Here is a 23,559-nt window from a genome sequence, read left to right on the forward strand (position 1 = left end):
GCGCCCCTGAAGGGGCTTCTAGCTGTCCAGGCCGATCGCGAACGCCGCCTCCAGGTCGTGCTGGGAGTAGGTACGGAACGCCACGTGCGTGTCCGTGCCCTCCACGCCCTGGATCTTGCTGATGCGGCCCGGGATCACCTCGGCCAGGTCCTCGTGCTCGCGCACCCGGACCATGGCGATCAGGTCGTAGGTGCCGGTGACGGAGAAGACCTCGCTGACGCTGTCCAGCGCGGCGATCTGTTCCGCGATCTCGGGGATCCGGTCCACGCTGGTCTTGATGAGGACGATCGCGGTGATCACGGCTGGTTCTCTCCCTCGGGAGCCGGAGCTGGGGCGGCCTTCACTTTAGTCCCACGCCCGTACCGCACCCACGCGTAGCCGAGGCCGAGCCCGAAGCCGACCACGTGGGCGAGATAGGCGACGCCCGGACCGGCCGGCGCCTGGTTCAGGGCGAGCCACTGCAGGGCCGCCCAGAACGGGAGCACCACCCAGGCCGGGAACCGCAGCGGGAGGAAGAAGAGGAACGGCAGAAGACTGGTCACACGGGCGCTGGGGAACAGGTAGAGGAACGCTCCCAGGACTCCCGAGATCGCCCCGGACGCCCCGACCAGCGACTGCTGCGAGGAGGCGTTGGCGGCCGCGTAGCCGAGCAGCGCGAGGTAGCCGCAGACGAGGTAGAAGAGGGTGAACTCCACGCGGCCCATCCGCTCCTCGGTCATCGTCCCGAAGACGAAGAGGAAGAGCATGTTGCCCAGGAGGTGCACCCAGCTGCCGTGGATGAACAGCGCCGTGGCCGGGGTGAGCAGCTCCCGTGCCGGGCCGTCGAACAGGTCGGCCGGGACCACTCCCCAGCGCCGGAAGTACGCGCGCTGGGCGGCGGCCAGGGCGTCCCCGGTGCCGTAGGAGTGGTTGAAGCCGGACGCCGGGCCGAGCAGGAAGATCAGGCAGCACACGGCGATCAGGGTGTACGTCATGGGGGCCGAGGTGCCCCTCAGGTTCCGTACGGTCCGCACGGCCGTCGGATTCCAGTTGCCGATCATGGACATAGAGCATGGCGTAACCGGACGCACCGGTGCAGATCGCCTCGCCGCCGCGGACAGGGCCGCGTCGAGGACTCGCCAGGCCGTAGGGTAACGAGCCACACGCGTCGGGACGGCGCGTCACGGACACTAGAAGGAAGCGAACAGCCACGATGACGGTTCCCCTGCCGACCGCCACGACGCGGTGGCGCTGCACCCTCTGCGGCAACCTCACGCGCTTCGACGTGACCCGCTCGTCGAAGGTCGTGGAGTACGTCCACCTCGACCTGGCCGGTGAGCCCAAGGTCGAGGAACGCGAGGTGGTCAGTGAGACCATCGAGTCGGTGCGCTGCCGCTGGTGCAACGCGGTGGACCAGGTGGAACTCGTGGACAGGCCGGGCGCCGACTCCTGAGACCGGGAGGCGGCCCCGCACAGGTGATGGGGTGTGACGGATGGTGGAGACCACCGGCGGAGGGCCGGGCGACGGCACCGCCGAGGTGCTTGACCGTCCGCTGCCCGACGGCGTGCGACGGCGGGTCGTGCAGATCGTGTCGGACGGCTTCGGCGGCCTGACCGTCGCCGAACTCCCCGCCCAGCTGCGGCAGTACGCCCGGTTCGCACCGAACCGGCGGGCCAAGTTCGCCGGCAACGCCATGGCGACCGCGCTGGAGACGGACACCCTCTTCAGACAGCGGATCGGGGAGAAGCTCAGAGAGGCGCAGCCGGAACTCGCCGGCGCCCTCGACGCCGGCTCACCGCCCCCGGCCGCGGACCCGCTCGACGTGGCGGCCGCGGCCTACGTACTGCGCCCCACGGGCTGGGTGAAGCTGGTGGCGGCGGCCGGCGAGGAGGCCCAGCGGGCCTACGCCGAGCGGGCCGACGAGGAGAGCCGGGCCGAGCTGGAGCGGCTGCGCGAGGAACTGGACCGGGCCCGGGACCAGACCCGTGCCGAGACCGAGCGGCTGCGCGCGGAGCTGGACGCGGCGCGCAAGGAAGCGGAATCGCTTCACCGCAAGCTGCGCGCCGCCCACAGCGACGTCAAGCGCGGCGAGGCCGCGCTGCGCAAGCTGCACGCGGCGATGGAGTCGATGCGCGCCGACGGGCAGGCCCAGGTGTCCGCCGCCGAGAGCGAGGGCCGGCGCCTCAAGGCCCGCCTCGGTGAGGTCGAGGCGGCCCTGGAGGCCAGCCGCAGGGCCGCCCGCGAAGGGCGCAGCGTCGAGGACATGAGGGTGCGGCTGCTGCTCGACACGGTGCTGGACGCGGCCCAGGGGCTGCGCCGCGAACTGGCCCTGCCGCCGGTGTCGGTGCGGCCCGCCGAGACGGTGGACGCGGTCGAGCCGGGACGGATGACCCCGAAGGACATCGCGGCCAGGGCGCTGTCCGAGAACGACCCGGCCGTCCTCGACCAGCTGCTCGCCCTGCCGCAGGCGCACCTCGTGGTGGACGGCTACAACGTGACCAAGACCGGCTATCCGCAGATGCCGCTGGAGAAGCAGCGGCTGCGGCTGCTCGGCCAGCTCTCCCAGCTCGCCGCGCAGACCGGCGCCGAGGTCACCTGTGTCTTCGACGGCGCGGAGCTGGCCGCGCCGGTGCTGCTCGCCCCGCCGCGGGGCGTGCGGGTGCTGTTCTCCAAGCCGGGCGTCACCGCGGACGAGCTGATCCGCCAGCTGGTCCGCGCCGAGCCGCCGGGGCGGCCGGTGATCGTCGCCTCGACCGACCGCGAGGTCGCCGACGGGGTCGCGAAGGCGGGTGCCCGTCCGGTGGCTTCTGCCATGCTTCTGAAGCGACTGTCCTGAACATTCAACGGACATATGCAATGCCCGAATTGACCGAACAGTGACGCAACGTAGCGTCAATCGAACATCACGGCACGTGAGTTATGTGCAAAGAGTGCGTTGCGTGACCAGTTTTTTCGCTGTTGGGTTTGAACTGATCACGGGGAGGTCACTAGGGTCAGGCCTCGAACCTCCACACGGGTGATCACTCAAACGAAGGAGCCCGTCTCCGTGGCGTCCCATCGTCGACCCAAGCAGCCCAGTCGCGCGCGCGTGACCGTGCTGACCACCGCAGCCGCCGCTGCCGTCGTCCTCAGCGCCAATGCCGCCAACGCGGCGCCCGGCGAGAAGCTGAACAAGGACGAGGTCAAGGCCAAGGTCGACAAGCTCTACGAGGAGGCCGAGCAGGCCACCGAGAAGCTGGACGGAGCCAAGGACAAGCAGCAGAAGCTGCAGAAGGAGATCTCCACGATCCAGGACAACGTGGCTCGTGGGCAGGAGGACCTCAACAAGCTGCGGGACAGCCTCGGTTCGCTGGCCACCGCGCAGTACCGCTCCGGCGGCATAGACCCCTCGGTCCAGCTCTTCCTCTCGTCCGACCCGGACGACTACCTCGACAAGGCCTCCACGCTCGACCAGTTGAGCGGCCAGCAGGTCGAGGCCCTGAAGAAGATTCAGGACAAACAGCGCGAACTCGCCCAGGAGCGGGCAGAGGCCACGGACAAGCTCAAGGACCTCTCCGCCACCCGCACCGAGCTGGCCAAGCAGAAGAGCGCCGTCCAGTCCAAGCTCGCCGACGCGCAGAAGCTCCTGAACACCCTGACGGCCAAGGAGAAGGCCGCCCTCGACGCCGAGCAGGCCCAGGCCGCCAGCCGCGCCTCCTCCCGCGTGAACCTGGGCAACACCGGTTCCGCCTCCGGCCGCGCCGGCGCCGCCTTCTCCGCCGCCCAGTCCGTGATCGGCTCGCCGTACGTCTACGGCGCCTCCGGACCGTCCTCCTTCGACTGCTCGGGCCTGACCTCCTGGGCCTACGCCCAGGCCGGCGTCACCATCCCGCGCACCTCCGAGGCCCAGGCCAACGCCGGCACCCGGATCTACAGCCAGAGCGACCTCAAGGTCGGCGACCTGGTCATCTTCTACGGCGACTTCCACCACGTCGGCCTCTACGCGGGCAACGGCCAGGTGCTGCACGCCCCGCACACCGGCGCGGTGGTGCGCTACGAGGCGATCGGCGACATGACGTTCGAGTTCGGCGTCCGGATCTGACCCCCGCGGGTCACGCCGACACCCGTACGGCCCAGAGGCGACCCGGCGCAGCGCCCGAACGAGCGAATCCCGGCGACCCCGGATGACGTCACGCCCCGCCGTTGACCTGCGTCAGCGGCGGGGCGTCACCTTGTGCGGCGGCCGTGGGTCTTTGGCCGGGGCGTGGTCGCGCGACTACTGTCTGGCGCGTTTCCTCCGGTGCGGGGCATCCCCGTCCCCGGCACCGGAGGAAGCGGTACCCGTCCGCCGGCAGAAGGACCACCGTGGGGTTTCACCGCCGTCTCGCACCGTCCGGGTTCAACCGCGGCGCCGGTGCCGCCCTGTGCGCGCTGTCCGCCGCGGCGGCCGCGCTCGGCGCCGTCCCCGCGCACGCGGCCCCCAAGGGCCCCACCCGCGCCGAGGTGGACCGGCTGTACCAGCAGGCCGAGGAGGCCACCGAGGCCTACAACAAGGCCGACGAGCGGGCCGGCGTCCTGCGCCGCGAGGTGAACGACTCCCAGGACCGCATCGCCCGCCGGCAGCAGAGCGTCAACACCATGCGGGAGGCGCTCGGTTCCCTGGCCGGCGCCCAGTACCGCTCCGGCGGCATCGACCCCACCGTCGCCCTGCTGTTCGCCGACGACCCGCAGGAGTACCTCGACCGGGCGTCCCTGCTCGACCGCATCGACGCCCGCCAGGCCGGACAGCTCAGGGAACTGCGGTCGGCCCTGCGCGAACTGGCCCAGGAGCGCGACGAGGCGGCCGGCCAACTCCGCGAGCTGGAGCGCAGCCGCGCCGCGGTCGCCTCCCACAAGGCCGCCGTGGAGAGGAAGCTCGCGGCGGCCCGGCGGCTGCTCGGCACGCTGCCCGCGGCCGACCGCGCCGCCTTCGGGCACGCCTCGCGAAGCGACGCCCGCGCCGGCCTGCCGGTCCTCTCCGGCGCCACCGCCCCCGACGCCCGGGCCGCCGCCGCGGTGGCCGCCGCCCGCGCCGCCCTGGGCAGGCCGTACGTGTGGGGCGCCAACGGCCCCTCCGGCTTCGACTGCTCGGGCCTGATGCAGTGGTCGTACGCGCAGGCGGGCATCCACCTGCCGCGCACCTCGCAGGAGCAGCGCGGCGCCGGCCGCCAGGTCCCGCTCTCCCAGGCGCAACCCGGTGACCTGGTCGTCTACCGCTCCGACGCCAGTCATGTGGGGATGTACGTCGGCAACGGACAGGTCATCCACGCCCCCTACCCGGGCGCACCGGTCCGCTACGACCCGGTCGGGATGATGCCCATCTCCTCGGTCACCCGGCCCTGACATCCGGGCCCGGGCCCGTACGATCGGAAAGTGGCTGGTGGCGGACGGGCGTGGCGCACGGGAGCGGCGGGGCTGTGCCTGCTGCTCCTGCCGCTGACGGGATGCGGCGGCGGGCAGGCGGCGACCGGGTCGGCGACGGCGGCGGTGCAGCAGGTCCTGGACCGGCGCGCGGCCGCCCTCCTCGGCCATGACGAGCGGGCCTACGCCGAGACCGGGACCCGGGCCTCGTACACGGACCTGCGGGCGGTGCCCCTCGCCGACTGGAGCTACCGGCTGACCGCGCTCCACCCGGACGGCGCCGAGGCCACCGCGGAGGCCCGGCTCAGCTACCGCGTCCGGGGCTACGACCAGGCCCCGGTCACCACCGACCGGACCCTGGCCCTCAGCCGCACCGCGGACGGCCGGTGGTACGTCGCAGGCGACAAGCCCGCCTCGAAGGCCGGACAGCAGCTCTGGGACCAGGGCACCGTGACGGCCGTCGAGGGCACCCACGGCCTCGTGCTCGGCGTCGGCCAGTCCGCGGACACGCTCCGGGACTACGCCGGGCTCGCCGACACCGCGGTACCCGCGGTCTCCCGGGCCTGGGGCACGCAGTGGACCCAGCGGGTGGTGCTGGAGGTGCCCAGGTCGCTGGACGGCATGGCGGGCCTGCTCGGCGCCCCGGCCTCCGACTACCGCGGCATCGCCGCCGTCACCACCGGTGAGGCGGGCGGATCCGGCCGCGGCCCGGCGGACCGGGTCATCCTGAACCCCGAGGCGTACGCCGTCCTCGGCCCGCTGGGCAAGCAGGTCGTGCTCACCCACGAGACGACCCATGTCGCCACCCGCGCCCACACCTCGCCCGCCACCCCGCTGTGGCTCTCCGAGGGGTTCGCGGACTGGATCGGCTATCTCGGCACCGGCCGCACACCCACCGAGACCGCACCGGAACTGGCCCGCGCCGTGACGGACGGGCACCTCCCCGAGGACCTTCCGGCGGACCAGGACTTCGGCTTCACCGACGACCCCACCCGGCTCGCCGAGGCCTACGAGGGCGGCTGGCTGGCCTGCCGGATGATCGCCGCGCACTGGGGCCGGGAGCGGCTCGACGCCTTCTACCGGGCCGTCGGCGCCCACCGGGACCGCACCGGCGCCGTCGAGGACGCGCTGCGCACGGAACTCGGCACCACCCTGCCGGACTTCACCGCCCGCTGGCGCGCCTACCTGACCGACCAGCTCGGCGGCTGACCCGGCCCGCGCTCACGAGCGGACCGGTGCCTGCGCCGGACGGGCGGCCGGGGCGGGCGGCGCGGCGGCCGGGCCCGCGGTCACCGTGGAGCGCCACAGCTGCCGGGCCGCGGCGACCGCCGCCGCGAGCAGCAGGCCGTTGCGCAGGAACAGCAGCGTGATGCCGTACCAGTCGCTCACCACGACGTGCGAGAAGCCGACCGGGAACTCCAGGACCGTCACGAACGCCGCCGCGAGGACCAGGACCGCCGGCAGCGTCATCCGGCCGGCCCGGAAGCAGAGGCAGACGGCGGCCAGGCCCACCAGCCACACCAGGTACTGCGGACTGATCACCCGGCTGGTGACGGTGAACATCAGGACGGCCGTGAACGCGGCGTCCGCGAGCGTGTGGGACCGGAAGCGGACCGCGCGCAGCCGCCACAGCAGCAGCCAGCCGAAGGCGCCCGCGCTCAGCAGCAGGGCCGCCGCGCTCACCGCCTTCACCCCCGGGCCGAGGAACTCGATCGAGCCGTAGTTCAGCAGCACCTCGCCGTGCCAGCCGTGGTGCCGTGCGACATGGAGGACCAGCGCGCCCAGCGACTCCACCTCGGTGCCGCGGTTCCGCTGGAAGGTCAGGAACGCGAACGCGCCCGGCATGGCCACCGCGAACAGCGCCCCGACCGCGCCCGCCGTGACCACCGCCGACACCCAGGCCCGCCGACCGGGAGTGCCGCCGCGGGCGCGGGCGCCGACCAGGAGCAGCGCCGGCCACACCTTGACCATCGCGCCGAACCCCGCCAGCGCCCCGGCCAGCCGGGGATGCCGGGCCCCGGCGAGCAGGGCGGCCACGGCGACGGCGGTGACCATCAGGTCGTAGCGGGCGTAGACGGTCGGGCCGAGCAGCGGCACGCCCGCCACCCAGACCCAGGCGCCGCGCAGGGTCCGGCCGGGCCGCGGGCCCGTGCGCAGGAGCAGGACCAGCACCGCCAGGTCGGCCAGCAGGACCAGCACGAAGAAAGCGGTCGCGTAGTCCAGGAACGGCAGCAGCCCGGGGGCGAGGACCGCCAGGGCGGCCGCGGGCGGGTACTGCCAGGTGACGTCGTCCAGCGGAAACGTTCCGTGCCGCAGGACCTCGTACCACCCCTGGTAGATCACCGACACGTCGGAGGTGACGTCGGCGCCCGGGAACACGAACACCTTCAGCACGAACAGCAGCAGCGTCAGCCGGGTCGCGGCCCACACGGCCGACGGCAACGCCAGGGCACCCCGCACGCCGGTCCTGTCCATCCGAGCCCCTGTCCTCCGTCGCGTGCCTGGAACGCGCCACATGATCTCCCGGCGCCTGGGCGAGGGCCGTGAAGCACGGCCGAAGACGCGGGGCGGGTAAGGTCGGCCGCGATGCACAAGACCCTCATCGTCACGAACGACTTCCCGCCCCGGCCCGGCGGCATCCAGGCCTTCCTGCACAACATGGCCCTGCGGCTGGACCCGGAGCGGCTGGTGGTCTACGCGTCCACGTGGAAGCGGAGCCGGGAGGGCATCGAGGCCACCGCCGCCTTCGACGCGGAGCAGCCCTTCACCGTCGTACGGGACCCTACGACGATGCTGCTGCCCACGCCGGGGGCGACCCGGACGGCCGTGCGGCTGCTCCGGGAGCACGAGTGCGCCTCCGTGTGGTTCGGGGCGGCGGCGCCGCTCGGCCTGATGGCGCCGGCGCTGCGCGGGGCGGGCGCCCGGCGGCTGGTCGCCACCACCCACGGGCACGAGGCGGGCTGGGCCCAGCTGCCCGCCGCCCGGCAGCTGCTCGGGCGGATCGGCGAGACGACCGACACGCTCACCTACCTCGGCGAGTACACGCGCTCCCGGATCGCCACCGCGCTCCGTCCGGCCGCGGCCGCCCGGATGGTCCAGCTGCCGCCCGGTGTGGACGAGAAGACCTTCCATCCGGGGTCCGGAGGCGCCGAGGTGCGGGCGCGGCTGGGGCTGACCGACCGGCCGGTGGTCGTCTGCGTGTCGCGGCTGGTGCCGCGCAAGGGGCAGGACACGCTGATCCTCGCGATGCCGCTGATCCTGGCCGCCGAGCCGGACGCGGTGCTGCTGATCGTGGGCGGCGGCCCCTACGAGAAGGAGCTGCGGCGGCTGGCCCGGGAGACCGGTGTCGAGGCGTCGGTGCGGTTCACCGGCGCCGTGCCCTGGGCCGAGCTGCCCGCGCACTACGGCGCCGGCGACGTCTTCGCGATGCCCTGCCGGACCCGGCGCGGCGGCCTGGACGTGGAGGGGCTCGGCATCGTCTACCTGGAGGCCTCGGCGACCGGCCTGCCGGTGGTGGCCGGTGACTCCGGCGGCGCGCCGGACGCGGTGCTCGACGGGGAGACCGGCTGGGTGGTGCGCGGCGGCTCCGCGGAGGAGACCGCCGAGCGCGTCGTGGCGCTCCTGGGCGATCCCGCACTGCGCCGGCGGATGGGGGAGCGCGGGCGGCGGTGGGTCGAGGAGAAGTGGCGGTGGGACCTCCTCGCGGAGCGGCTGAAGGAACTGCTCTAGAGGTACGCGTCCCCCTCGCGTGTCACCAACTCGGCCGCAGGTCTAGGCGGAACCGGAAAATCCGCACATGCTGCGCGCATGACAGCAAAACTGATGCAGCGTCAGCTGACGAGACGTCACATCCTGGGCATGATCGCCCTCCAGACCGCCGCCGCGGCCGGTCTCACCCGCGTCCAGCTCCAGTCCGCGCAGGCCGCCGAGGAGGCACCAGCCGTCGACAACGCCCCCGCGATCGTGGTCGGTTCCGGCTACGGCGGGGCCGTGGCCGCGCTCCGGCTCGGCCAGGCCGGGGTGCGGACCCTGATGATCGAGATGGGGCAGCTGTGGAACACGGCCGGCTCCGACGGAAAGGTCTTCTGCTCCACCGCCGCCCCGGACAAGCGGTCCATGTGGTTCAAGACCCGCACCGAGGCGCCGCTCGCCAGCTTCCTGTGGCTGGACGTCGTCAACAGGGACATCACCCCCTACCCCGGCGTCCTGGACCGGGTGCACTACGACAACATGTCCGTCTACGTCGGGCGCGGCGTCGGCGGGGGCTCCCTGGTCAACGGAGGCATGGCGGTCACCCCGCTCCCGTCGTACTTCGCCGAGCAGTTCCCGACCGTGGACGTGAACGCGATGTACGGCACGTACTACCCGCGCGCCCGCGCCATGCTCGGCGTCAACACCGTCGACCCGGCGTGGTTCGAGTCGACGGAGTGGTACCGCTTCACCCGGACCTCCCGGAAGGCCGCCGCCAACGCCGGCCTCAGGACGACCTTCGTGCCCAACGTCTACGACTTCGGCTACATGCAGCAGGAAGCCGCCGGCACCGCCACGAAGTCCGCGCTCGCCCAGGAGGTCATCTACGGCAACAACCACGGCAAGAAGAGCCTCGACAAGACCTACCTCGCCGCCGCCCTCGGCACCGGCAACCTCACCGTCCACACCCTGGAGAAGGTGCGGACCATCAGCCGCACGGGCGACGGCCGCTGGCTGCTCGGCGTCGACCGGATCGACGCGACCGGAGCCGTCGTGGAGACCAAGCAGTACAGCTGCGCCTACCTGTTCCTCGGCGGCGGGAGCCTCGGCACCAGCGAACTGCTCGTACGCGCCCGGGACACCGGGGCCCTGCCCGCGCTCGACCCCGGTGTCGGCGCCGGGTGGAGCACCAACGGCAACACCATGGTCGGGCGGGCCAACCACATCTGGGACACCACCGGCGCCAACCAGGCGACCATGCCGGTGATGGGCATCGACGACTGGGCCAACACCGCCAACCCCGTCTTCGCGGAGATCGCCCCGCTGCCCATCGGCTTCGAGACCTGGGTGAGCCTGTACCTGGCGATCACCAAGAACCCGCAACGGGCGTCCTTCACCTACGACGCGGCGAGCGACAGCGTGAAGCTCGGCTGGACCGCGGCCCAGAGCGCGGTCTCGGTCGCCATGGCGAAGAAGCTCTTCGACCGGATCAACCTGGCCAACGCCACGATCTACCGGTACGACCTGTTCGGGTCGGGCAGCAAGGTGTTCGCGGACGACTTCTGCTACCACCCGCTGGGCGGCTGCGTGCTGGGCCGGGCGACCGACGACTGGGGCCGGGTGAAGGGCTATCCGAGGCTGTACGTCACGGACGGCTCACTGGTGCCCGGGAACATCGGCGTGAACCCGTTCGTGACCATCACCGCGCTCGCCGAGCGGACGATGGAACGGGTCCTCGCCGAGGACATGTGAGCCGCTACTTCGCGTAGATGGCCTCGATCTCGTTCGCGTAGTCCTTCGCCACCACGTTGCGCTTGAGCTTCAGGGACGGCGTCAGGTGGCCCGACTCCTCCGAGAACTGGGAGGACAGAATGCGGAACTTCCGCACCGATTCCGCCTTCGACACCGCGGCGTTGCCGTCGTCGACCGCGTCCTGGATCGCCGCGACCAGGTCCGGGTCGTCACGCAGCGACGCCGCGGTGGAACCCGCCGGCTTGCCGTGGTCGGCCGCCCAGCGGCCCAGGAACTCGTCGTCGACGGTGACCAGCGCGCCCACGAACGGCCGCCCGTCGCCCACCACCATGCACTCCGCGACCAGCGCGTGCGCGCGGATGCGGTCCTCGATCACGGCCGGGGCGACGTTCTTGCCGCCCGCGGTGACGATGATCTCCTTCTTGCGGCCGGTGATCCTGAGGTAGCCGTCCTCGTCCAGGGTGCCGATGTCGCCGGTGTGGAACCAGCCGTCGGCCAGCGCCTCGGCGGTCGCGCCGGGGTTGTTCCAGTACTCCCTGAACAGGTGCTCGCCGTGCAGCAGCACCTCTCCGTCGTCGGCGATGCGGACCACCGAGCCGGGCAGCGGCTGCCCCACCGTGCCGATCTTCTGCCGGTCCCAGGGGTTGAACGCGGTCGCGGCACAGGACTCGGTCAGGCCGTAGCCCTCCAGGACCGTGAAGCCGATGCCGCGGAAGAAGTGGCCCAGGCGCTCGCCGAGCGGGGCGCCGCCGGAGATGGCGTACTCGCCCCGGCCGCCGAGCACCGCGCGCAGCTTGCTGTAGACGAGCTTGTCGAAGGTCCGGTGCTTGATCCGCAGGCCCAGCGAGGCCCCCGACGGCGAGTCCAGCGCCTTGCTGTACGCGATCGCGGTGTCCGCGGCCTTGTCGAAGATCTTGCCCTTGCCGTCCGCCTGCGCCTTGGCGCGCGCCGAGTTGTAGACCTTCTCGAAGACCCGCGGGACGCCGAGGACCAGCGTCGGCCGGAAGGAGGCCAGTTCGTCGGTGAGGTTCTTGATGTCCGGGACGCAGCCCAGCTTGATCGGCGCCATCATCGGGGCGATCTGCACGAGCCGGCCGAAGACGTGGGCGAGCGGGAGGAAGAGCAGGACGCTGCACTCACCGGTGCGGAACAGCGGGCGCAGCCGCTCCACGATGTTGCCGCACTCGGCGAAGAAGTTGCGGTGGGTCAGGACACAGCCCTTGGGACGGCCCGTCGTCCCGGAGGTGTAGACGATGGTCGCCGGGTCGTCGGCCTTCGCCTGCGAGCTGCGCTCCTCGACGGTCGCGTCCGTGACGCCCTGGCCGAGCCTGCCCAGCTCCTCCAGGCCGCCGGCCTCGATCTGCCAGACCTGCTTGAGGGCCGGCAGCGTCTCGCGCACCGACTCGACGGCGGCCGCGTGGGTGTCGAGTTCCACGACGCAGGCGGTCGCACCGGAGTCGCTGAGGATCCACTGCACCTGCTCCGGCGAGCTGGTCTCGTAGACCGGCACGGTGACCGCGCCGGCGCACCAGATCGCGAAGTCGAGGAGCGTCCACTCGTAGCGGGTGCGGGACATCAGGCCGACCCGGTCGCCCGGCTGCACGCCAGAGGCGATGAGTCCCCTGGCGGCCGCGTGCACCTCGGTCAGGAAGGCGGTCGCGGTCACGTCCTGCCAGACACCCCCGACCTTGCGGGCCATGACGGCGACATCCGGGTGCTGCGCGGCGTTTCTGCGGACGATGTCGGTCAGATTGCCGTCCGCGGGGACCTCGTACAAAGCCGGAAGACTGAACTCGCGCAAGACTGCTGCTCCTCATAGGGCGCCGGCGCCACGACGTTGTGCGATGCGACGGTGCGGTCCAAGGCTCGGGCAGGTGCTCAGGGGTTCGCCACGGCCACATGATCCGTTGGTTGAATTCCCGAGCACGACTGGACTGCCCGGACGTTACCCGCCGGTATGGCTTCTAGGACAGGGGGTCCCGGCGAGATGTTCGGTGCGTCACACAGATTGGGTGTTCCTTCGCGTACGGTAGTCCACCGCTTTAGTGACTGACCAGTAACCGCAGGTCCGGCCACCGCCTGTTCACGTTTGCCGCACAGGCCTACCCTTGATCACCATGGCAGCCACACCCTCAGGCAACCGCAGGACCCGCGTCCACGTGGTCAGCGACGTGCACGGCAACGCCCGTGACCTGGCCCGGGCCGGCGACGGCGCCGACGCCCTGATCTGCCTCGGCGACCTCGTCCTCTTCCTCGACTACGCCGACCACTCGCGCGGCATCTTCCCCGACCTGTTCGGCGTCGAGAACGCCGACCGGCTCGTCGAACTGCGCACCGCCCGCCGCTTCGAGGAGGCGCGGGAACTCGGCGCCCGGCTGTGGGGCGGGATCGGCATGGACCGGGCGACCGCCATCGAGAAGGCGGTCCGCAAGCAGTACGCCGAGATGTTCGCGGCCTTCCCCACCCCGACGTACGCCACCTACGGCAACGTCGACATCCCTCCGCTGTGGCCGGAGTACGCCGGGGCGGGCACCACGGTCCTGGACGGGCAGAGGGCGGAGATCGGCGGCCGGGTCTTCGGCTTCGTGGGCGGCGGCCTGCGCACGCCGATGCGCACCCCCTACGAGATCTCCGACGAGGAGTACGCGGCCAAGATCGAGGCGCTCGGCGAGGTCGACGTCCTGTGCACGCACATCCCGCCGGAGGTGCCGGAGCTGGTGTACGACACGGTGGCGCGCCGTTTCGAACGGGGCAGCCGGGCACTGCTCGACGCCATCCGGCGCACCAGGCCGCGCTATTCGCTCTTCGGGCATGTCCACCAGCCGCTGGTGAAGCGGATGCGGATCGGAGCCACCGAGTGCGTGAACGTCGGACACTTCGCCGGCACCGGCCGCCCCTGGGCGCTGGAATGGTGACGGCGGCCCCGGACCGGGCGTGAAGACGCCTGGTCGGCGCGCGGTAGCCTTCACGCTGCACACGCGTGCGCACGCTCGCGCACGGAGACCCCTTGTACCGGTCTCACCGGCCCGCATCTGGAGGAGCCACGGCGATGGCGGAACACACCAGCTCGAGCATCACGATCGAGGCGGCCCCGGCCGACGTCATGGCGGTGATCGCCGACTTCGCCCGCTACCCGGACTGGACCGGTGAGGTGAAGGAGGCCGAGGTGCTGAAGACCGACGCGCGCGGCCGCGCCGAGCAGGTCCGCCTCGTCATGGACGCGGGCGCGATCAAGGACGACCAGACCCTCGGCTACACCTGGACCGGCGACAACGAGGTGGCCTGGACGCTGGTGAAGTCCCAGATGCTGCGGTCGCTGGACGGCTCCTACCTGCTGAAGCCGGCCGGCGCCGGGGCGACCGAGGTCACCTACTCGCTGACCGTGGACGTGAAGATCCCGATGCTGGGGATGATCAAGCGCAAGGCGGAGAAGGTCATCATCGACCGGGCGCTGGCGGGACTGAAGAAGCGGGTCGAGTCGGGCGCCTAGCCTCCTCCCGGCCGCCGGTGCGCGAGGGCCGGCCGTGCGGGGCGGGCGCGGGCGGCACGCCGGCCGCGCCGGTGAGCGCCCCACCCCCGGCCCCGGCCCCGGCTTCCGGCACCGTCGAGCGGGCCCCGCTTCCGTTACGGTTCACCCCCATGCGCACCATCCTGATCACCGGACCCGGCGGCAGCGGCCGTACCACCGTCGCCGCGGCCACCGCCCTGCGCGCCGCGGCCGAGGGCATCCCGACCCTCGTCCTCGGCGCCGACCGCACCGACACCCTCGGCGCCGCCCTGGGCACGGCGACAGGACCCGCGCCGACCCGTGTCACCGCCGCCCTCACCGCCTGGCGCCCGGACGCGGGCGCCCGGTTCCGCGAGGACCTCACCGCCTTCCAGACCCGCGCCGCGGGCGTCCTCGACCTGCTGGGCGCCGCCCGCCTGGACGCCGAGGAACTCACCCCGCTGCCCGGCGCCGAGGAACTGTCCCTGCTGCGCGCCCTGCGCGACGCGGCCCTCTCCGAGCGCTACGACCTGCTCGTCGTCGACCTCCCGGCCGCCCCGCGCGCCCTCGACCTGCTCGCCCTGCCCGAGGAGCTGCGCCGCTACCTGCGCCGGCTGCTGCCGCCCGAACGGCAGGCGGCGCGCGCCCTGCGCCCCGTCCTCGGCCGGCTTGCCGGCGTGCCCATGCCCGCCGACTGGCTCTACGAGACGGCCGCCCGCTGGGACGTCGAGCTGGCCGCCGTGGAGGCCGTCCTCGCCGACCGCCACACCGCCGTACGCCTGGTCGCCGAGCCCGGTCCGGCCGGCGCCGACGCCGTCCGTGACACCCGCCTCGGCCTCGCCCTGCGCGGCCTGCGCACCGAGACCCTGGTCGCCAACCGCGTCCTGCCCGACGACGTCCCGCTGCACGGCCTGGCCGCCCAGCAGCGCAAGGCCCTCGCGGACTGGACGCAGGCCTTCGACGTCACCGCCGTGCCGCACCTCGGGCACGACCCGCGCGGCACCGAGGACCTCGCCGCGCTCGGCGTGCCGGGCGTCAACACCGCGCCCGCACCGGTCGAGTGGCCCGTCCGCGACCACATCGAGGAGGACGGCGTCCTGGTCTGGAGCATCCCGCTGCCCGGCGCGATACGGGACGGCCTCGACCTCGTGCGGCGCGGCGACGAACTCGTCATCGCCGTCGGCGGCTTCCGCCGGATCGTCGCGCTGCCGTCCGCCCTGCGCCGCTGCACCGTCGCCGGGGCCGCGCTGCGCGAGGGCGAGCTGCGGCTGCGCTTCGCCCCGGACCCGGATCTGTGGCCGCGCTGACGGTGAATCCGGTACGCCCGTTCGGGTAACGTCGTAGGGACGAACCGTAGGCAGGAGTCCGTCATGAGCGAAGAGCGCCCCACGAGCGACGCCTCCGAGGCCGCGGACGACGCACGGGTCTTCGACGCCGACGCCTGGTCCACGGCCTGTGCCGAGGACCTGGAGGCGGAGAAGACCCGCCGCCGCACCCAGTACGGCCCGCCCGCCGGGTCGGCCGCCGAGGAGCTGCGCAAACTCGTCGACGCCGTCGCCGACAAGCTGTCCGGCATCCAGAGCCCGCTCCTCGGAGCGGTCGCCGGGCCGGCCGCCCAGCAGGTGGTGCGGCAGGTCGTGCAGCAGGCGAAGAACGCCGTCGAGCCCGTCATCGAGCGCAACCCCGAGGTCTTCGACCACCTGGCCGCGGCCGGCGGCGAACTGCTCGCCGCCTACCGCTCCGCGGTCCAGGCACAGGAGACCCGCTGGACCGCGGGCGACCCCGACAAAGGCGACGACGCCGGCCCCGGCGAACGCATCGACCTTGACTGACAGCCCCCTCGGGTACGGTTGGCCGTAGCGGGGTTCGACCGAAACTGAGGGATTCATGGGACTCACCATCGGCGTCGACATCGGCGGCACGAAGATCGCGGCCGGCGTGGTCGATGAGGAAGGCAACATCCTCTCGACCCACAAGGTGCCGACCCCGGGCACGCCCGAGGGCATCGTGGACGCCATTGCTTCCGCCGTGGAGGGTGCGCGCGCCGGACACGAGATCGTCGGCGTCGGCATCGGCGCCGCCGGCTACGTGAACCGGCAGCGCTCCACGGTCTACTTCGCGCCGAACATCGACTGGCGCCAGGAGCCGTTGAAGGAGAAGGTCGAGGCCCGCGTCGGCCTCCCCGTGGTCGTGGAGAACGACGCCAACGCGGCGGCCTGGGGCGAGTACAAGTTCGGCGCCGGCAAGGGCCACCGCAACGTCATCTGCATCACCCTCGGCACCGGCCTCGGCGGCGGCATCATCATCGGCAACAAGCTGCGCCGCGGCCACTTCGGCGTCGCCGCCGAGTTCGGCCACATCCGCATGGTCCCGGACGGGCTGCTGTGCGGCTGCGGCTCGCAGGGCTGCTGGGAGCAGTACGCCTCCGGCCGCGCCCTCGTCCGCTACGCCAAGCAGCGGGCCAACGCCACCCCGGAGGCGGCCGAGATCCTGCTCGCGCTCGGCGACGGCAGCCCCGACGGCATCGAGGGCAAGCACATCTCCATGGCCGCCCGCCAGGGCGACCCGGTCGCCGTCGACTCCTACCGCGAGCTGGCCCGCTGGGCCGGCGCCGGCCTCGCCGACCTGGCCTCCCTCTTCGACCCGTCCGCCTTCATCGTCGGCGGCGGCCTCTCCGACGAGGGCGAACTGGTCCTGGACCCGATCCGCAAGTCCTACAAGCGCTGGCTGGTGGGCGGCAACTGGCGTCCGGTGGCCGAGGTCATCGCCGCCCAGCTGGGCAACGACGCGGGACTGGTGGGCGCCGCGGACCTGGCCCGGGAGCCCGACCCGATCATGTAGGGCCCCGAAGCCGCGAGAAACCGCTCCGGCACCGCCCTGGGGGCGCGGGGAAAGTTCGCGACCGACCACGACGAACCCGTCGGTCGCGCACCCGCCCCGCGCCCCGCCCCCATCAGGCGCCACGCCTCGGCCATGTCGTAAATTGACGGCATGGCAACCGCGTCGCTCCCCAACTCCCGCAGAGAGCCCGACGGTTCCGCCGTCATCCGCGTCCTCAGCTACAACGTCCGCTCGCTGCGGGACGACACCGAGGCCCTCGCCCGCGTCATCCGGGCCTGCGCGCCGGACCTGGTGCTGGTGCAGGAGGCCCCCCGCTTCTTCCGCTGGCGCAAGAAGCTCGCCCGCCTGGCCGCCGCCTGCGACCTGGTGATCCTCACCGGCGGGGCGACCGCGGCCGGTCCCGCCGTCCTCTGCGGTCTGCGCGCCACCGTGGAGCGCACCGAGGACGTGCTCCTGCCGCTCACGCCCGGCCTGCACCGCCGCGGCCTCGCGACCGCCGTCGTCCGGTTCGGCGCAGCCCGCCTCGGCGTCACCAGCTTCCACCTCAGCCTCCAGCAGGAGGAGCGCTACGAGCAGGGCGGGATGCTCCTGGACCGGGTCGCGGGCATGGGCGTGGAGCACGCCGTCGCCGGCGGCGACCTGAACGACCGCCCCGACGGCCGGACCTTCCGCCGCCTGGCCGACGCCCTCCAGGACTGCCGGGCCACCGCGCCCTGGGGCGGCGAACTGACGTCCGGGTCGGCCGACCCGCACCAGCGCATCGACGCGATCTTCGCGACGAAGGGCATCGAGGTGCTCGGCTGCGGGGTGCCCCGTGACCTGCCGGGCGTGACCGCCGCCGACCTCGCCGCGGCCACGGACCACCTGCCGGTCCTGGCCGTGCTCCGGGTGCCCGCGGCCTGAACCCGCCGAGGGCACCGCACCGCCCGCCGGACCCCGGCGCGGGCGCCCCGGCGGGTCCCTCGGACCGGGTCAGACCACGGCGCCGCGTCCCGGGTCGTCGTGCTCGTCGTCGTCCGTCTTCATCCGGGTCACCAGCGTGGCGAAGCCGCCGAGGAACCCGCCGATGCCCAGCGTCGCCAGCCACCACGTCATGTCCCAGCCGAGCAGCACGGCGAGCAGGAGCAGCACCGGCCCGCCCACCACACCCAGCCAGGCGAACCTGGCGGTCGTGTCGGCCGCCGGCAGCGGCGGCGGCTCGGGCGGCACGAAGTGCCCCTCGTCGTCCTCGTCGAAGTCGTCCTCGGAGGGCTCCGGGGCCCGGTAGTCCCGCGGCCCGACGCCGGGCGCGAAGGAGACCGAGCTGCCGAGCGGCTGCGCGGGCCGCTGCTCCTCGGCCGCCCCGGGTTCGGCGGCGTCCTCCTCGGCCGGAGGCAGCGCGAGATCCTCCACCGGCTTGTAGGGCTTGGAGCCCGGCGGATCCGGCGGCTCCTCGCCGTACCCCGCGACGATCGCCGCCCAGGCGGCGGCCTCGTCGAAGGGGACCCCCTTCTCGTCCGGCTCGCGGTCCTCGCGGTCGGAGTCGTGCTCAGCCAACTGCGGCCGTCCCTTCCTTGCCGACACTGGGTGCGAGCCGGCCGATGAAGGCGAGGCTCCCCTCGAAGATCCGGTCCGCGTCGAAGTCCAACGTCGCCACGTGGTAACTCTGTTCCAGCACTACCTCGGTTACGTCCGTGGAGGACACCCGGCTCAGGATGCGGGCCGAGTCCACCGCCGGAACCACGTGGTCCTGGGTGCTGCGCAACAGCAGCAGCGGCTGCGTGACCTGCGGAAGCTCGCCGTCCACCCGGCGGAAGAAGTTCCGCAGCGAGTGCGCGGCGTGCAGCGGCACCCGGTCGTACCCCACCTCGGCGGAGCCCGGCAGGGCGATGTCACTGGCGATGCCCGGCGTCGTACGGACGAGGTGGCGGGCCACCGGAAGGGCGTACGCGGACAGGCCGTGCACCTTGTTCGCGGGGTTGACGACCACCACGCCGTCCACCCCCGTGCCGTTCTTCGCGGCCAGCCGCAGGGCCAGCGTCCCGCCCATGGACAGGCCCGCGACGAACACCTGGGAGCAGCGCTCGCGCAGCAGCCGCAGCTCGCGGTCGACCTCCGCGTACCAGTCCTGCCAGCCGGTGACCTGCATGTCCTCCCAGCGGGTGCCGTGTCCGGGCAGCAGGGGCAGGGACACGGTCAGGCCGTGTGCCGCGTGGTGCTCCGCCCAGGGGCGCAGCGACTGCGGCGAACCGGTGAAACCGTGACAGAGCAGGACACCGACCTCCCCGCCGTCGTGGCGGTACGGCTCGGCTCCGGGAAGAACCGGCACCTTCGGTCTCCAATTCATGAGAGCGGGCAGGAACTGAGAGAGGCCCGAAAGACGACTTCGGATGTGCTTCACCGTACGCGACGGCACTGACACCGACCAGGGTCGTCGGGGCCATTCCCGGCGCCGCGGGTTAAGGTCTCATCGACGGAAACAGGAGGCACTCGGTTGTTGTACGGCGCGATGAAGGTCGCCATCGGGGGACCGCTCAAGGTCGCCTTCAGGCCCTGGGTGGAGGGTCTGGAGAACATCCCGGACGAGGGCCCGGCGATCCTGGCGAGTAACCACCTGTCCTTCTCGGACTCGTTCTTCCTGCCCGCGGTGCTGGACCGCAAGGTCACCTTCATCGCGAAGGCCGAGTACTTCACCACGCCCGGTGTGAAGGGCCGCCTGACGGCTGCCTTCTTCAAGGGCGTCGGCCAGCTCCCGGTGGACCGCTCCGGCGGACGCGGCGCGGGCGAGGCGGCGGTGCGCAGCGGCATGGACGTGCTGGAGCGCGGCGAGCTGTTCGGCATCTACCCGGAGGGCACCCGCTCGCCCGACGGCCGTCTCTACCGGGGCAAGCCCGGCGGCCTCGCACGCGTGGCGCTCGCGACCGGCGCGCCGGTGATCCCGGTCGCGATGATCGACACGGAGAAGATCCAGCCGCCCGGCCAGGTGATGCCCAAGCTGATGCGTCCGGGCATCCGGATCGGCACGCCGATGGATTTCGGCCGCTACCAGGGCATGGAGCACGACCGGTTCGTGCTGCGCGCGGTGACCGACGAGGTCATGTACGAGATCATGAAGCTCTCCGGCCAGGAGTACGTCGACATCTACGCGACCGCCGCCAAGCGGCAGATCGCGGAGGCCGCCAAGGCCGACAAGGAAGCCGCGAGGGCCGAGAAGAAGGTCGCCGAGTCCTAGACCGGCGGCACGGGGGCCGCGGGGCCGGGGGGCCGCGCGGAACGGGGGACTGGGGGAGCTGGGGGAGATGACGAAGCGGGAACGCGTCGTGCGGATGTCGGTCGAGCAGCCGCTGTGGCGTGCCCTCACCGGCTTTCGCGTGCTGACCCTGCTGTACGCGACGGGCCTGTTCGCGTCCGCCTACGACGACTACGACCGTCCGGGTGTCGCGATCGCCTACTACGCTGTCCTGGCGCTCTGGACGCTGGCGACCCTGCCCCGCGTCCAGAACGCGGCCGCCTGCACCCGGCGCTTCCTCGCCGCCGACCTCGCGGTCGCGGTCACCGGCATCGTGCTCACGCCCTGGGTCGTCACCCAGGGCCACATCGACCGCGGCGGCCCGACCCTGCCGTCGATATGGACCGCCGGCGCGGTGCTGGCCTGGGCGCTCAAGGGCGGCTGGCGCTGGGCGGCGTTCGCCTCCACACCGGTCGCCGCCGCCAACCTGATCGAGCGCGGCCACCCGGCCCGCGACACCGTTCACAGCGTGGTCCTGGTCTGGGTCGCCTCCATCGCCATCGGGTACGTCGTCGAGGTGGCCCGCGCCTCCGAGCGCACCCTGGCCCGCGCCCTGGAGATCGAGGCGGCCACCCGGGAGCGGGAGCGGCTGGCCCGGGACATCCACGACGGTGTGCTCCAGGTCCTGGCGATGGTGCAGCGGCGCGGCGCGGTCCTCGGCGGCGAGGCGGCCGAGCTGGGCCGGATGGCGGGCGAGCAGGAGGTGGCGCTGCGCACCCTGGTCTCCGGCGGCCTGGTGCCGCTCTCCCGGGCCTCCGAGGACGCGGCCGACGGCGCGGTGGTACGCCTGGTCGACGAGCCGGACGTCGGCGGCCCGGTCGACCTGCGGGCCCTGCTCGCGCCGTACGCCGCGGCCCGGGTGAGCCTGGCCGAGCCCGGCGCCCCGGTGCTGCTGCCGCCGGGACCCGCGCGGGAGCTGGCGGCGGCCGTCGGCGCCGCCCTGGACAACGTGCGCAGCCACGCCGGGGACGGGGCGCGGGCCTGGATCCTGGTCGAGGACGAGCCCGGCGAGATCGTGGTGACCGTACGCGACGACGGCCCCGGCATCCCGGAGGGCCGGCTCGCCCAGGCCGAGGGCGAGGGGCGGCTCGGGGTGGCCCAGTCGATCCGGGGCCGGCTGCGCGACCTCGGCGGCAGCGCCCAGCTGTGCTCGACCCCCGGGCAGGGCACCGAGGTCGAGCTGAAGGTACCGAAGGACTCCCTGGAGAAGGCGGAGCGGCGATGAGCATCAAGGTGATGGTGGTCGACGACCACCCGATGTGGCGCGACGCGGTCGCCCGTGACCTGGCCGAGTCCGGCCTGGAGGTGGTCGCCACGGCGGGCGACGGCGAACAGGCGGTGCGCCGCGCCAAGGCCGCCGCGCCCGACGTGCTCGTCCTGGACCTCAACCTGCCGGCCAAGCCCGGCGTGCAGGTCTGCAAGGAACTCGTCGGCCACAACCCGGCGTTGCGGGTGCTGGTGCTCTCGGCGAGCGGCGAGCACGCCGACGTCCTGGAGGCGGTGAAGTCCGGCGCGACCGGCTACCTCCTGAAGTCGGCCTCGACCGAGGAGCTGCTGGACGCCGTTCGCCGGACGGCCGTGGGCGACCCGGTGTTCACGCCGGGCCTGGCCGGTCTGGTGCTCGGCGAGTACCGCCGGCTGGCCTCCGAGCCGGCGCCGGCCGCGGAGGCGGGCGGTCCCGACGCGCCCCGGCTCACCGACCGCGAGACCGAGGTGCTGCGGCTGGTCGCCAAGGGACTGAGCTACAAGCAGATCGCCGAACGCCTGGTCATCTCGCACCGCACCGTCCAGAACCACGTGCAGAACACCCTCGGCAAGCTCCAGCTGCACAACCGGGTGGAGCTGGTCCGCTACGCCATAGAGCGGGGCCTCGACGACGGTCCGGAAGGCGGCTGATCTGATCTTCGCGGCACGGACGTAAACCAACCGCCCGACAATTCACCGGAATTGCCCTTCCGCGCCCATGCCTGTGTGAGCTGGATCACCATTAGCGTGAGTCCCCTCAGGCAACCGCGGCGAAGGGACATTTCCATGCGGGTCGGAGTACTGACCGGAGGCGGCGACTGCCCCGGGCTCAACGCCGTCATCCGGGGCGTCGTCCGCAAGGGCGTGCAGGAGTACGGCTACGACTTCGTCGGCTTCCGGGACGGCTGGCGCGGACCGCTCGAAGGCGACACCGTCCGCCTCGACATCCCCGCCGTGCGCGGCATCCTGCCCCGCGGCGGCACCATCCTCGGCTCCTCGCGGACCAATCCGCTCAAGCAGGAGGACGGCATCCGGCGCATCAAGGACAACCTCGCCAAGCAGGAGGTCGAGGCGCTCGTCGCGATCGGCGGCGAGGACACCCTGGGCGTCGCCGCCCGGCTCACCGACGAGTACGGCGTGCCCGTCGTCGGCGTGCCCAAGACCATCGACAACGACCTGTCCGCCACCGACTACACCTTCGGGTTCGACACCGCGGTCGGCATCGCCACCGAGGCCATCGACCGGCTGCACACCACCGCCGAGTCGCACATGCGGGTCCTGGTCTGCGAGGTGATGGGCCGGCACGCCGGCTGGATCGCCCTGCACTCCGGGCTCGCCGGCGGTGCCAACGTCATCCTCATCCCGGAACAGCGCTTCGACGTCGACCAGGTCTGCGCCTGGATCACGTCCCGGTTCAAGGCGTCGTACGCCCCGATCGTGGTCGTCGCCGAGGGGGCCATGCCCCGGGACGGCGACATGGTGCTCAAGGACCAGTCACTGGACTCCTTCGGGCACGTCCGGCTCTCCGGCGTCGGCGAATGGCTGGCCAAGGAGATCGAGAAGCGCACCGGCAAGGAGGCCCGTACCACCGTCCTCGGGCACATCCAGCGCGGCGGCACGCCCAGCGCCTTCGACCGCTGGCTGGCCACCCGCTTCGGCCTGCACGCCATCGAGGCGGTGCGCGACGGGGACTTCGGCAAGATGGTCGCGCTGCGCGGCACCGACATCGTGCGGGTGCCGATCGCGCAGGCGACGGCGAAGCTCAAGACCGTCGACCCGAAGCTGTACGAAGAGGCCGGGGTGTTCTTCGGCTGATCCCGCGGCCGTCTCCCGGCGGGCCCGCGCCGCACGGCGCCGGGCCCGCCGGTCCGGGTCCCTCGCGGACCCCGGACGGACGGGCCCGGCCTTCCGTCCCGC

The 23,559-nt window shown here is 72.7% G+C and carries 23 protein-coding genes; 17 read left to right on the plus strand and 6 right to left on the minus strand.

Going from position 1 to position 23,559, the window contains the following annotated elements:
- Nucleotides 1-18 precede the first annotated feature (18 nt).
- Together ACIRQ9_RS07595 and ACIRQ9_RS07600 are read right to left on the minus strand one after the other, a co-directional pair.
- Nucleotides 19-300 (minus strand): Lrp/AsnC family transcriptional regulator, encoded by a 282-nt coding sequence (locus tag ACIRQ9_RS07595; RefSeq protein WP_024882613.1) that lies wholly within the window; start codon nucleotides 298-300, stop codon nucleotides 19-21.
- On the minus strand, nucleotides 297-1,040 hold the full coding sequence (locus ACIRQ9_RS07600) for a rhomboid family intramembrane serine protease (protein WP_404168143.1): 744 nt from the start codon (nucleotides 1,038-1,040) through the stop codon (nucleotides 297-299). Before ACIRQ9_RS07600 ends, ACIRQ9_RS07595 begins: the two co-directional genes overlap by 4 nt.
- Before the next feature lie 152 nt (nucleotides 1,041-1,192).
- On the opposite strand from ACIRQ9_RS07600, the gene ACIRQ9_RS07605 reads away from it, so the two are divergent.
- From ACIRQ9_RS07605 to ACIRQ9_RS07625, 5 genes are all read left to right on the plus strand, one after another.
- A complete protein-coding gene (locus ACIRQ9_RS07605) occupies nucleotides 1,193-1,432 on the plus strand; it encodes a hypothetical protein (protein WP_009309707.1) in 240 nt (79 codons plus the stop codon).
- Between the two features lie 40 nt (nucleotides 1,433-1,472).
- Nucleotides 1,473-2,816, plus strand: a complete 1,344-nt coding sequence (locus ACIRQ9_RS07610; protein WP_404168145.1) for an NYN domain-containing protein — start codon at nucleotides 1,473-1,475, stop codon at nucleotides 2,814-2,816.
- Nucleotides 2,817-3,026: 210 nt separating this feature from the next.
- Nucleotides 3,027-4,061, plus strand: coding sequence for an NlpC/P60 family protein (locus ACIRQ9_RS07615; RefSeq protein ID WP_404168147.1), 1,035 nt, complete (start codon nucleotides 3,027-3,029; stop codon nucleotides 4,059-4,061).
- A gap of 263 nt (nucleotides 4,062-4,324) precedes the next feature.
- Nucleotides 4,325-5,341, plus strand: coding sequence for an NlpC/P60 family protein (locus tag ACIRQ9_RS07620; RefSeq protein WP_404168149.1), 1,017 nt, complete (start codon nucleotides 4,325-4,327; stop codon nucleotides 5,339-5,341).
- 30 nt (nucleotides 5,342-5,371) lie between these two features.
- Nucleotides 5,372-6,568, plus strand: a complete 1,197-nt coding sequence (locus ACIRQ9_RS07625) for a hypothetical protein (RefSeq protein ID WP_404168151.1) — start codon at nucleotides 5,372-5,374, stop codon at nucleotides 6,566-6,568.
- A gap of 12 nt (nucleotides 6,569-6,580) precedes the next feature.
- Here ACIRQ9_RS07625 and ACIRQ9_RS07630 read toward each other — a convergent pair whose 3' ends face one another.
- Nucleotides 6,581-7,834: a glycosyltransferase 87 family protein gene (locus tag ACIRQ9_RS07630; protein ID WP_404168153.1), complete on the minus strand. Its 1,254-nt coding sequence runs from the start codon at nucleotides 7,832-7,834 to the stop codon at nucleotides 6,581-6,583.
- A gap of 111 nt (nucleotides 7,835-7,945) precedes the next feature.
- On the opposite strand from ACIRQ9_RS07630, the gene ACIRQ9_RS07635 reads away from it, so the two are divergent.
- Both ACIRQ9_RS07635 and ACIRQ9_RS07640 read left to right on the plus strand, forming a co-directional pair.
- On the plus strand, nucleotides 7,946-9,088 hold the full coding sequence (locus tag ACIRQ9_RS07635; RefSeq protein ID WP_404168155.1) for a glycosyltransferase family 4 protein: 1,143 nt from the start codon (nucleotides 7,946-7,948) through the stop codon (nucleotides 9,086-9,088).
- Between the two features lie 78 nt (nucleotides 9,089-9,166).
- Nucleotides 9,167-10,801: a GMC oxidoreductase gene (locus tag ACIRQ9_RS07640; protein WP_404168157.1), complete on the plus strand. Its 1,635-nt coding sequence runs from the start codon at nucleotides 9,167-9,169 to the stop codon at nucleotides 10,799-10,801.
- Nucleotides 10,802-10,805: 4 nt separating this feature from the next.
- Here ACIRQ9_RS07640 and ACIRQ9_RS07645 read toward each other — a convergent pair whose 3' ends face one another.
- Entirely contained in the window at nucleotides 10,806-12,602 is a 1,797-nt protein-coding gene (locus tag ACIRQ9_RS07645; protein WP_404168159.1) for an AMP-dependent synthetase/ligase, read from the minus strand.
- A gap of 316 nt (nucleotides 12,603-12,918) precedes the next feature.
- Here ACIRQ9_RS07645 and ACIRQ9_RS07650 point away from each other — a divergent pair, with 316 nt between their 5' ends.
- From ACIRQ9_RS07650 to ACIRQ9_RS07675, 6 genes are all read left to right on the plus strand, one after another.
- Nucleotides 12,919-13,716 carry a metallophosphoesterase gene (locus ACIRQ9_RS07650; RefSeq protein ID WP_404168161.1) on the plus strand — a complete coding sequence of 266 codons (798 nt, stop codon included), beginning with the start codon at nucleotides 12,919-12,921 and terminating at the stop codon, nucleotides 13,714-13,716.
- Nucleotides 13,717-13,850: 134 nt separating this feature from the next.
- Nucleotides 13,851-14,291: an SRPBCC family protein gene (locus ACIRQ9_RS07655; protein ID WP_351325245.1), complete on the plus strand. Its 441-nt coding sequence runs from the start codon at nucleotides 13,851-13,853 to the stop codon at nucleotides 14,289-14,291.
- A gap of 149 nt (nucleotides 14,292-14,440) precedes the next feature.
- Complete coding sequence (locus tag ACIRQ9_RS07660) at nucleotides 14,441-15,595, plus strand: ArsA family ATPase (protein WP_404168163.1); 1,155 nt, start codon at nucleotides 14,441-14,443, stop codon at nucleotides 15,593-15,595.
- Between the two features lie 63 nt (nucleotides 15,596-15,658).
- Nucleotides 15,659-16,120, plus strand: coding sequence for a DUF5304 domain-containing protein (locus tag ACIRQ9_RS07665; RefSeq protein WP_404168165.1), 462 nt, complete (start codon nucleotides 15,659-15,661; stop codon nucleotides 16,118-16,120).
- A gap of 55 nt (nucleotides 16,121-16,175) precedes the next feature.
- Complete coding sequence (locus ACIRQ9_RS07670) at nucleotides 16,176-17,129, plus strand: ROK family glucokinase (RefSeq protein WP_404168167.1); 954 nt, start codon at nucleotides 16,176-16,178, stop codon at nucleotides 17,127-17,129.
- Between the two features lie 150 nt (nucleotides 17,130-17,279).
- On the plus strand, nucleotides 17,280-18,032 hold the full coding sequence (locus tag ACIRQ9_RS07675; RefSeq protein WP_404168169.1) for an endonuclease/exonuclease/phosphatase family protein: 753 nt from the start codon (nucleotides 17,280-17,282) through the stop codon (nucleotides 18,030-18,032).
- A gap of 69 nt (nucleotides 18,033-18,101) precedes the next feature.
- Here ACIRQ9_RS07675 and ACIRQ9_RS07680 read toward each other — a convergent pair whose 3' ends face one another.
- Both ACIRQ9_RS07680 and ACIRQ9_RS07685 read right to left on the minus strand, forming a co-directional pair.
- Complete coding sequence (locus ACIRQ9_RS07680) at nucleotides 18,102-18,665, minus strand: hypothetical protein (RefSeq protein ID WP_404168171.1); 564 nt, start codon at nucleotides 18,663-18,665, stop codon at nucleotides 18,102-18,104.
- Nucleotides 18,658-19,437 carry an alpha/beta fold hydrolase gene (locus tag ACIRQ9_RS07685; protein ID WP_351325234.1) on the minus strand — a complete coding sequence of 260 codons (780 nt, stop codon included), beginning with the start codon at nucleotides 19,435-19,437 and terminating at the stop codon, nucleotides 18,658-18,660. Before ACIRQ9_RS07685 ends, ACIRQ9_RS07680 begins: the two co-directional genes overlap by 8 nt.
- 168 nt (nucleotides 19,438-19,605) lie before the next feature.
- On the opposite strand from ACIRQ9_RS07685, the gene ACIRQ9_RS07690 reads away from it, so the two are divergent.
- From ACIRQ9_RS07690 to ACIRQ9_RS07705, 4 genes are all read left to right on the plus strand, one after another.
- Nucleotides 19,606-20,340: a lysophospholipid acyltransferase family protein gene (locus ACIRQ9_RS07690; RefSeq protein WP_404168174.1), complete on the plus strand. Its 735-nt coding sequence runs from the start codon at nucleotides 19,606-19,608 to the stop codon at nucleotides 20,338-20,340.
- Between the two features lie 67 nt (nucleotides 20,341-20,407).
- Entirely contained in the window at nucleotides 20,408-21,622 is a 1,215-nt protein-coding gene (gene macS, locus ACIRQ9_RS07695; protein WP_404168176.1) for a MacS family sensor histidine kinase, read from the plus strand.
- A complete protein-coding gene (locus ACIRQ9_RS07700) occupies nucleotides 21,619-22,293 on the plus strand; it encodes a response regulator transcription factor (protein WP_351325230.1) in 675 nt (224 codons plus the stop codon). The genes macS and ACIRQ9_RS07700 overlap by 4 nt, the downstream gene beginning before the upstream one ends.
- A 135-nt stretch (nucleotides 22,294-22,428) precedes the next feature.
- Nucleotides 22,429-23,457, plus strand: a complete 1,029-nt coding sequence (locus ACIRQ9_RS07705) for a 6-phosphofructokinase (protein ID WP_404168178.1) — start codon at nucleotides 22,429-22,431, stop codon at nucleotides 23,455-23,457.
- Nucleotides 23,458-23,559: the final 102 nt, after the last annotated feature.

The organism is Streptomyces sp. NPDC101237 (genome assembly GCF_044767465.1).
Classification (GTDB): domain Bacteria; phylum Actinomycetota; class Actinomycetes; order Streptomycetales; family Streptomycetaceae; genus Streptomyces; species Streptomyces gramineus.

Excerpts from the sequence above, each read along its gene's own strand:
- ACIRQ9_RS07600 (WP_404168143.1), bottom strand. The coding sequence starts at position 1,040 with ATGATCGGCAACTGGAATCCGACGGCCGTGCGGACCGTACGGAACCTG.
- ACIRQ9_RS07605 (WP_009309707.1), top strand. The coding sequence starts at position 1,193 with ATGACGGTTCCCCTGCCGACCGCCACGACGCGGTGGCGCTGCACCCTC.
- ACIRQ9_RS07610 (WP_404168145.1), top strand. The coding sequence starts at position 1,473 with ATGGTGGAGACCACCGGCGGAGGGCCGGGCGACGGCACCGCCGAGGTG.
- ACIRQ9_RS07630 (WP_404168153.1), bottom strand. The coding sequence starts at position 7,834 with ATGGACAGGACCGGCGTGCGGGGTGCCCTGGCGTTGCCGTCGGCCGTG.
- ACIRQ9_RS07635 (WP_404168155.1), top strand. The coding sequence starts at position 7,946 with ATGCACAAGACCCTCATCGTCACGAACGACTTCCCGCCCCGGCCCGGC.
- ACIRQ9_RS07640 (WP_404168157.1), top strand. The coding sequence starts at position 9,167 with ATGACAGCAAAACTGATGCAGCGTCAGCTGACGAGACGTCACATCCTG.
- ACIRQ9_RS07650 (WP_404168161.1), top strand. The coding sequence starts at position 12,919 with ATGGCAGCCACACCCTCAGGCAACCGCAGGACCCGCGTCCACGTGGTC.
- ACIRQ9_RS07655 (WP_351325245.1), top strand. The coding sequence starts at position 13,851 with ATGGCGGAACACACCAGCTCGAGCATCACGATCGAGGCGGCCCCGGCC.
- ACIRQ9_RS07660 (WP_404168163.1), top strand. The coding sequence starts at position 14,441 with ATGCGCACCATCCTGATCACCGGACCCGGCGGCAGCGGCCGTACCACC.
- ACIRQ9_RS07665 (WP_404168165.1), top strand. The coding sequence starts at position 15,659 with ATGAGCGAAGAGCGCCCCACGAGCGACGCCTCCGAGGCCGCGGACGAC.
- ACIRQ9_RS07670 (WP_404168167.1), top strand. The coding sequence starts at position 16,176 with ATGGGACTCACCATCGGCGTCGACATCGGCGGCACGAAGATCGCGGCC.
- ACIRQ9_RS07675 (WP_404168169.1), top strand. The coding sequence starts at position 17,280 with ATGGCAACCGCGTCGCTCCCCAACTCCCGCAGAGAGCCCGACGGTTCC.
- macS (WP_404168176.1), top strand. The coding sequence starts at position 20,408 with ATGACGAAGCGGGAACGCGTCGTGCGGATGTCGGTCGAGCAGCCGCTG.
- ACIRQ9_RS07700 (WP_351325230.1), top strand. The coding sequence starts at position 21,619 with ATGAGCATCAAGGTGATGGTGGTCGACGACCACCCGATGTGGCGCGAC.
- ACIRQ9_RS07705 (WP_404168178.1), top strand. The coding sequence starts at position 22,429 with ATGCGGGTCGGAGTACTGACCGGAGGCGGCGACTGCCCCGGGCTCAAC.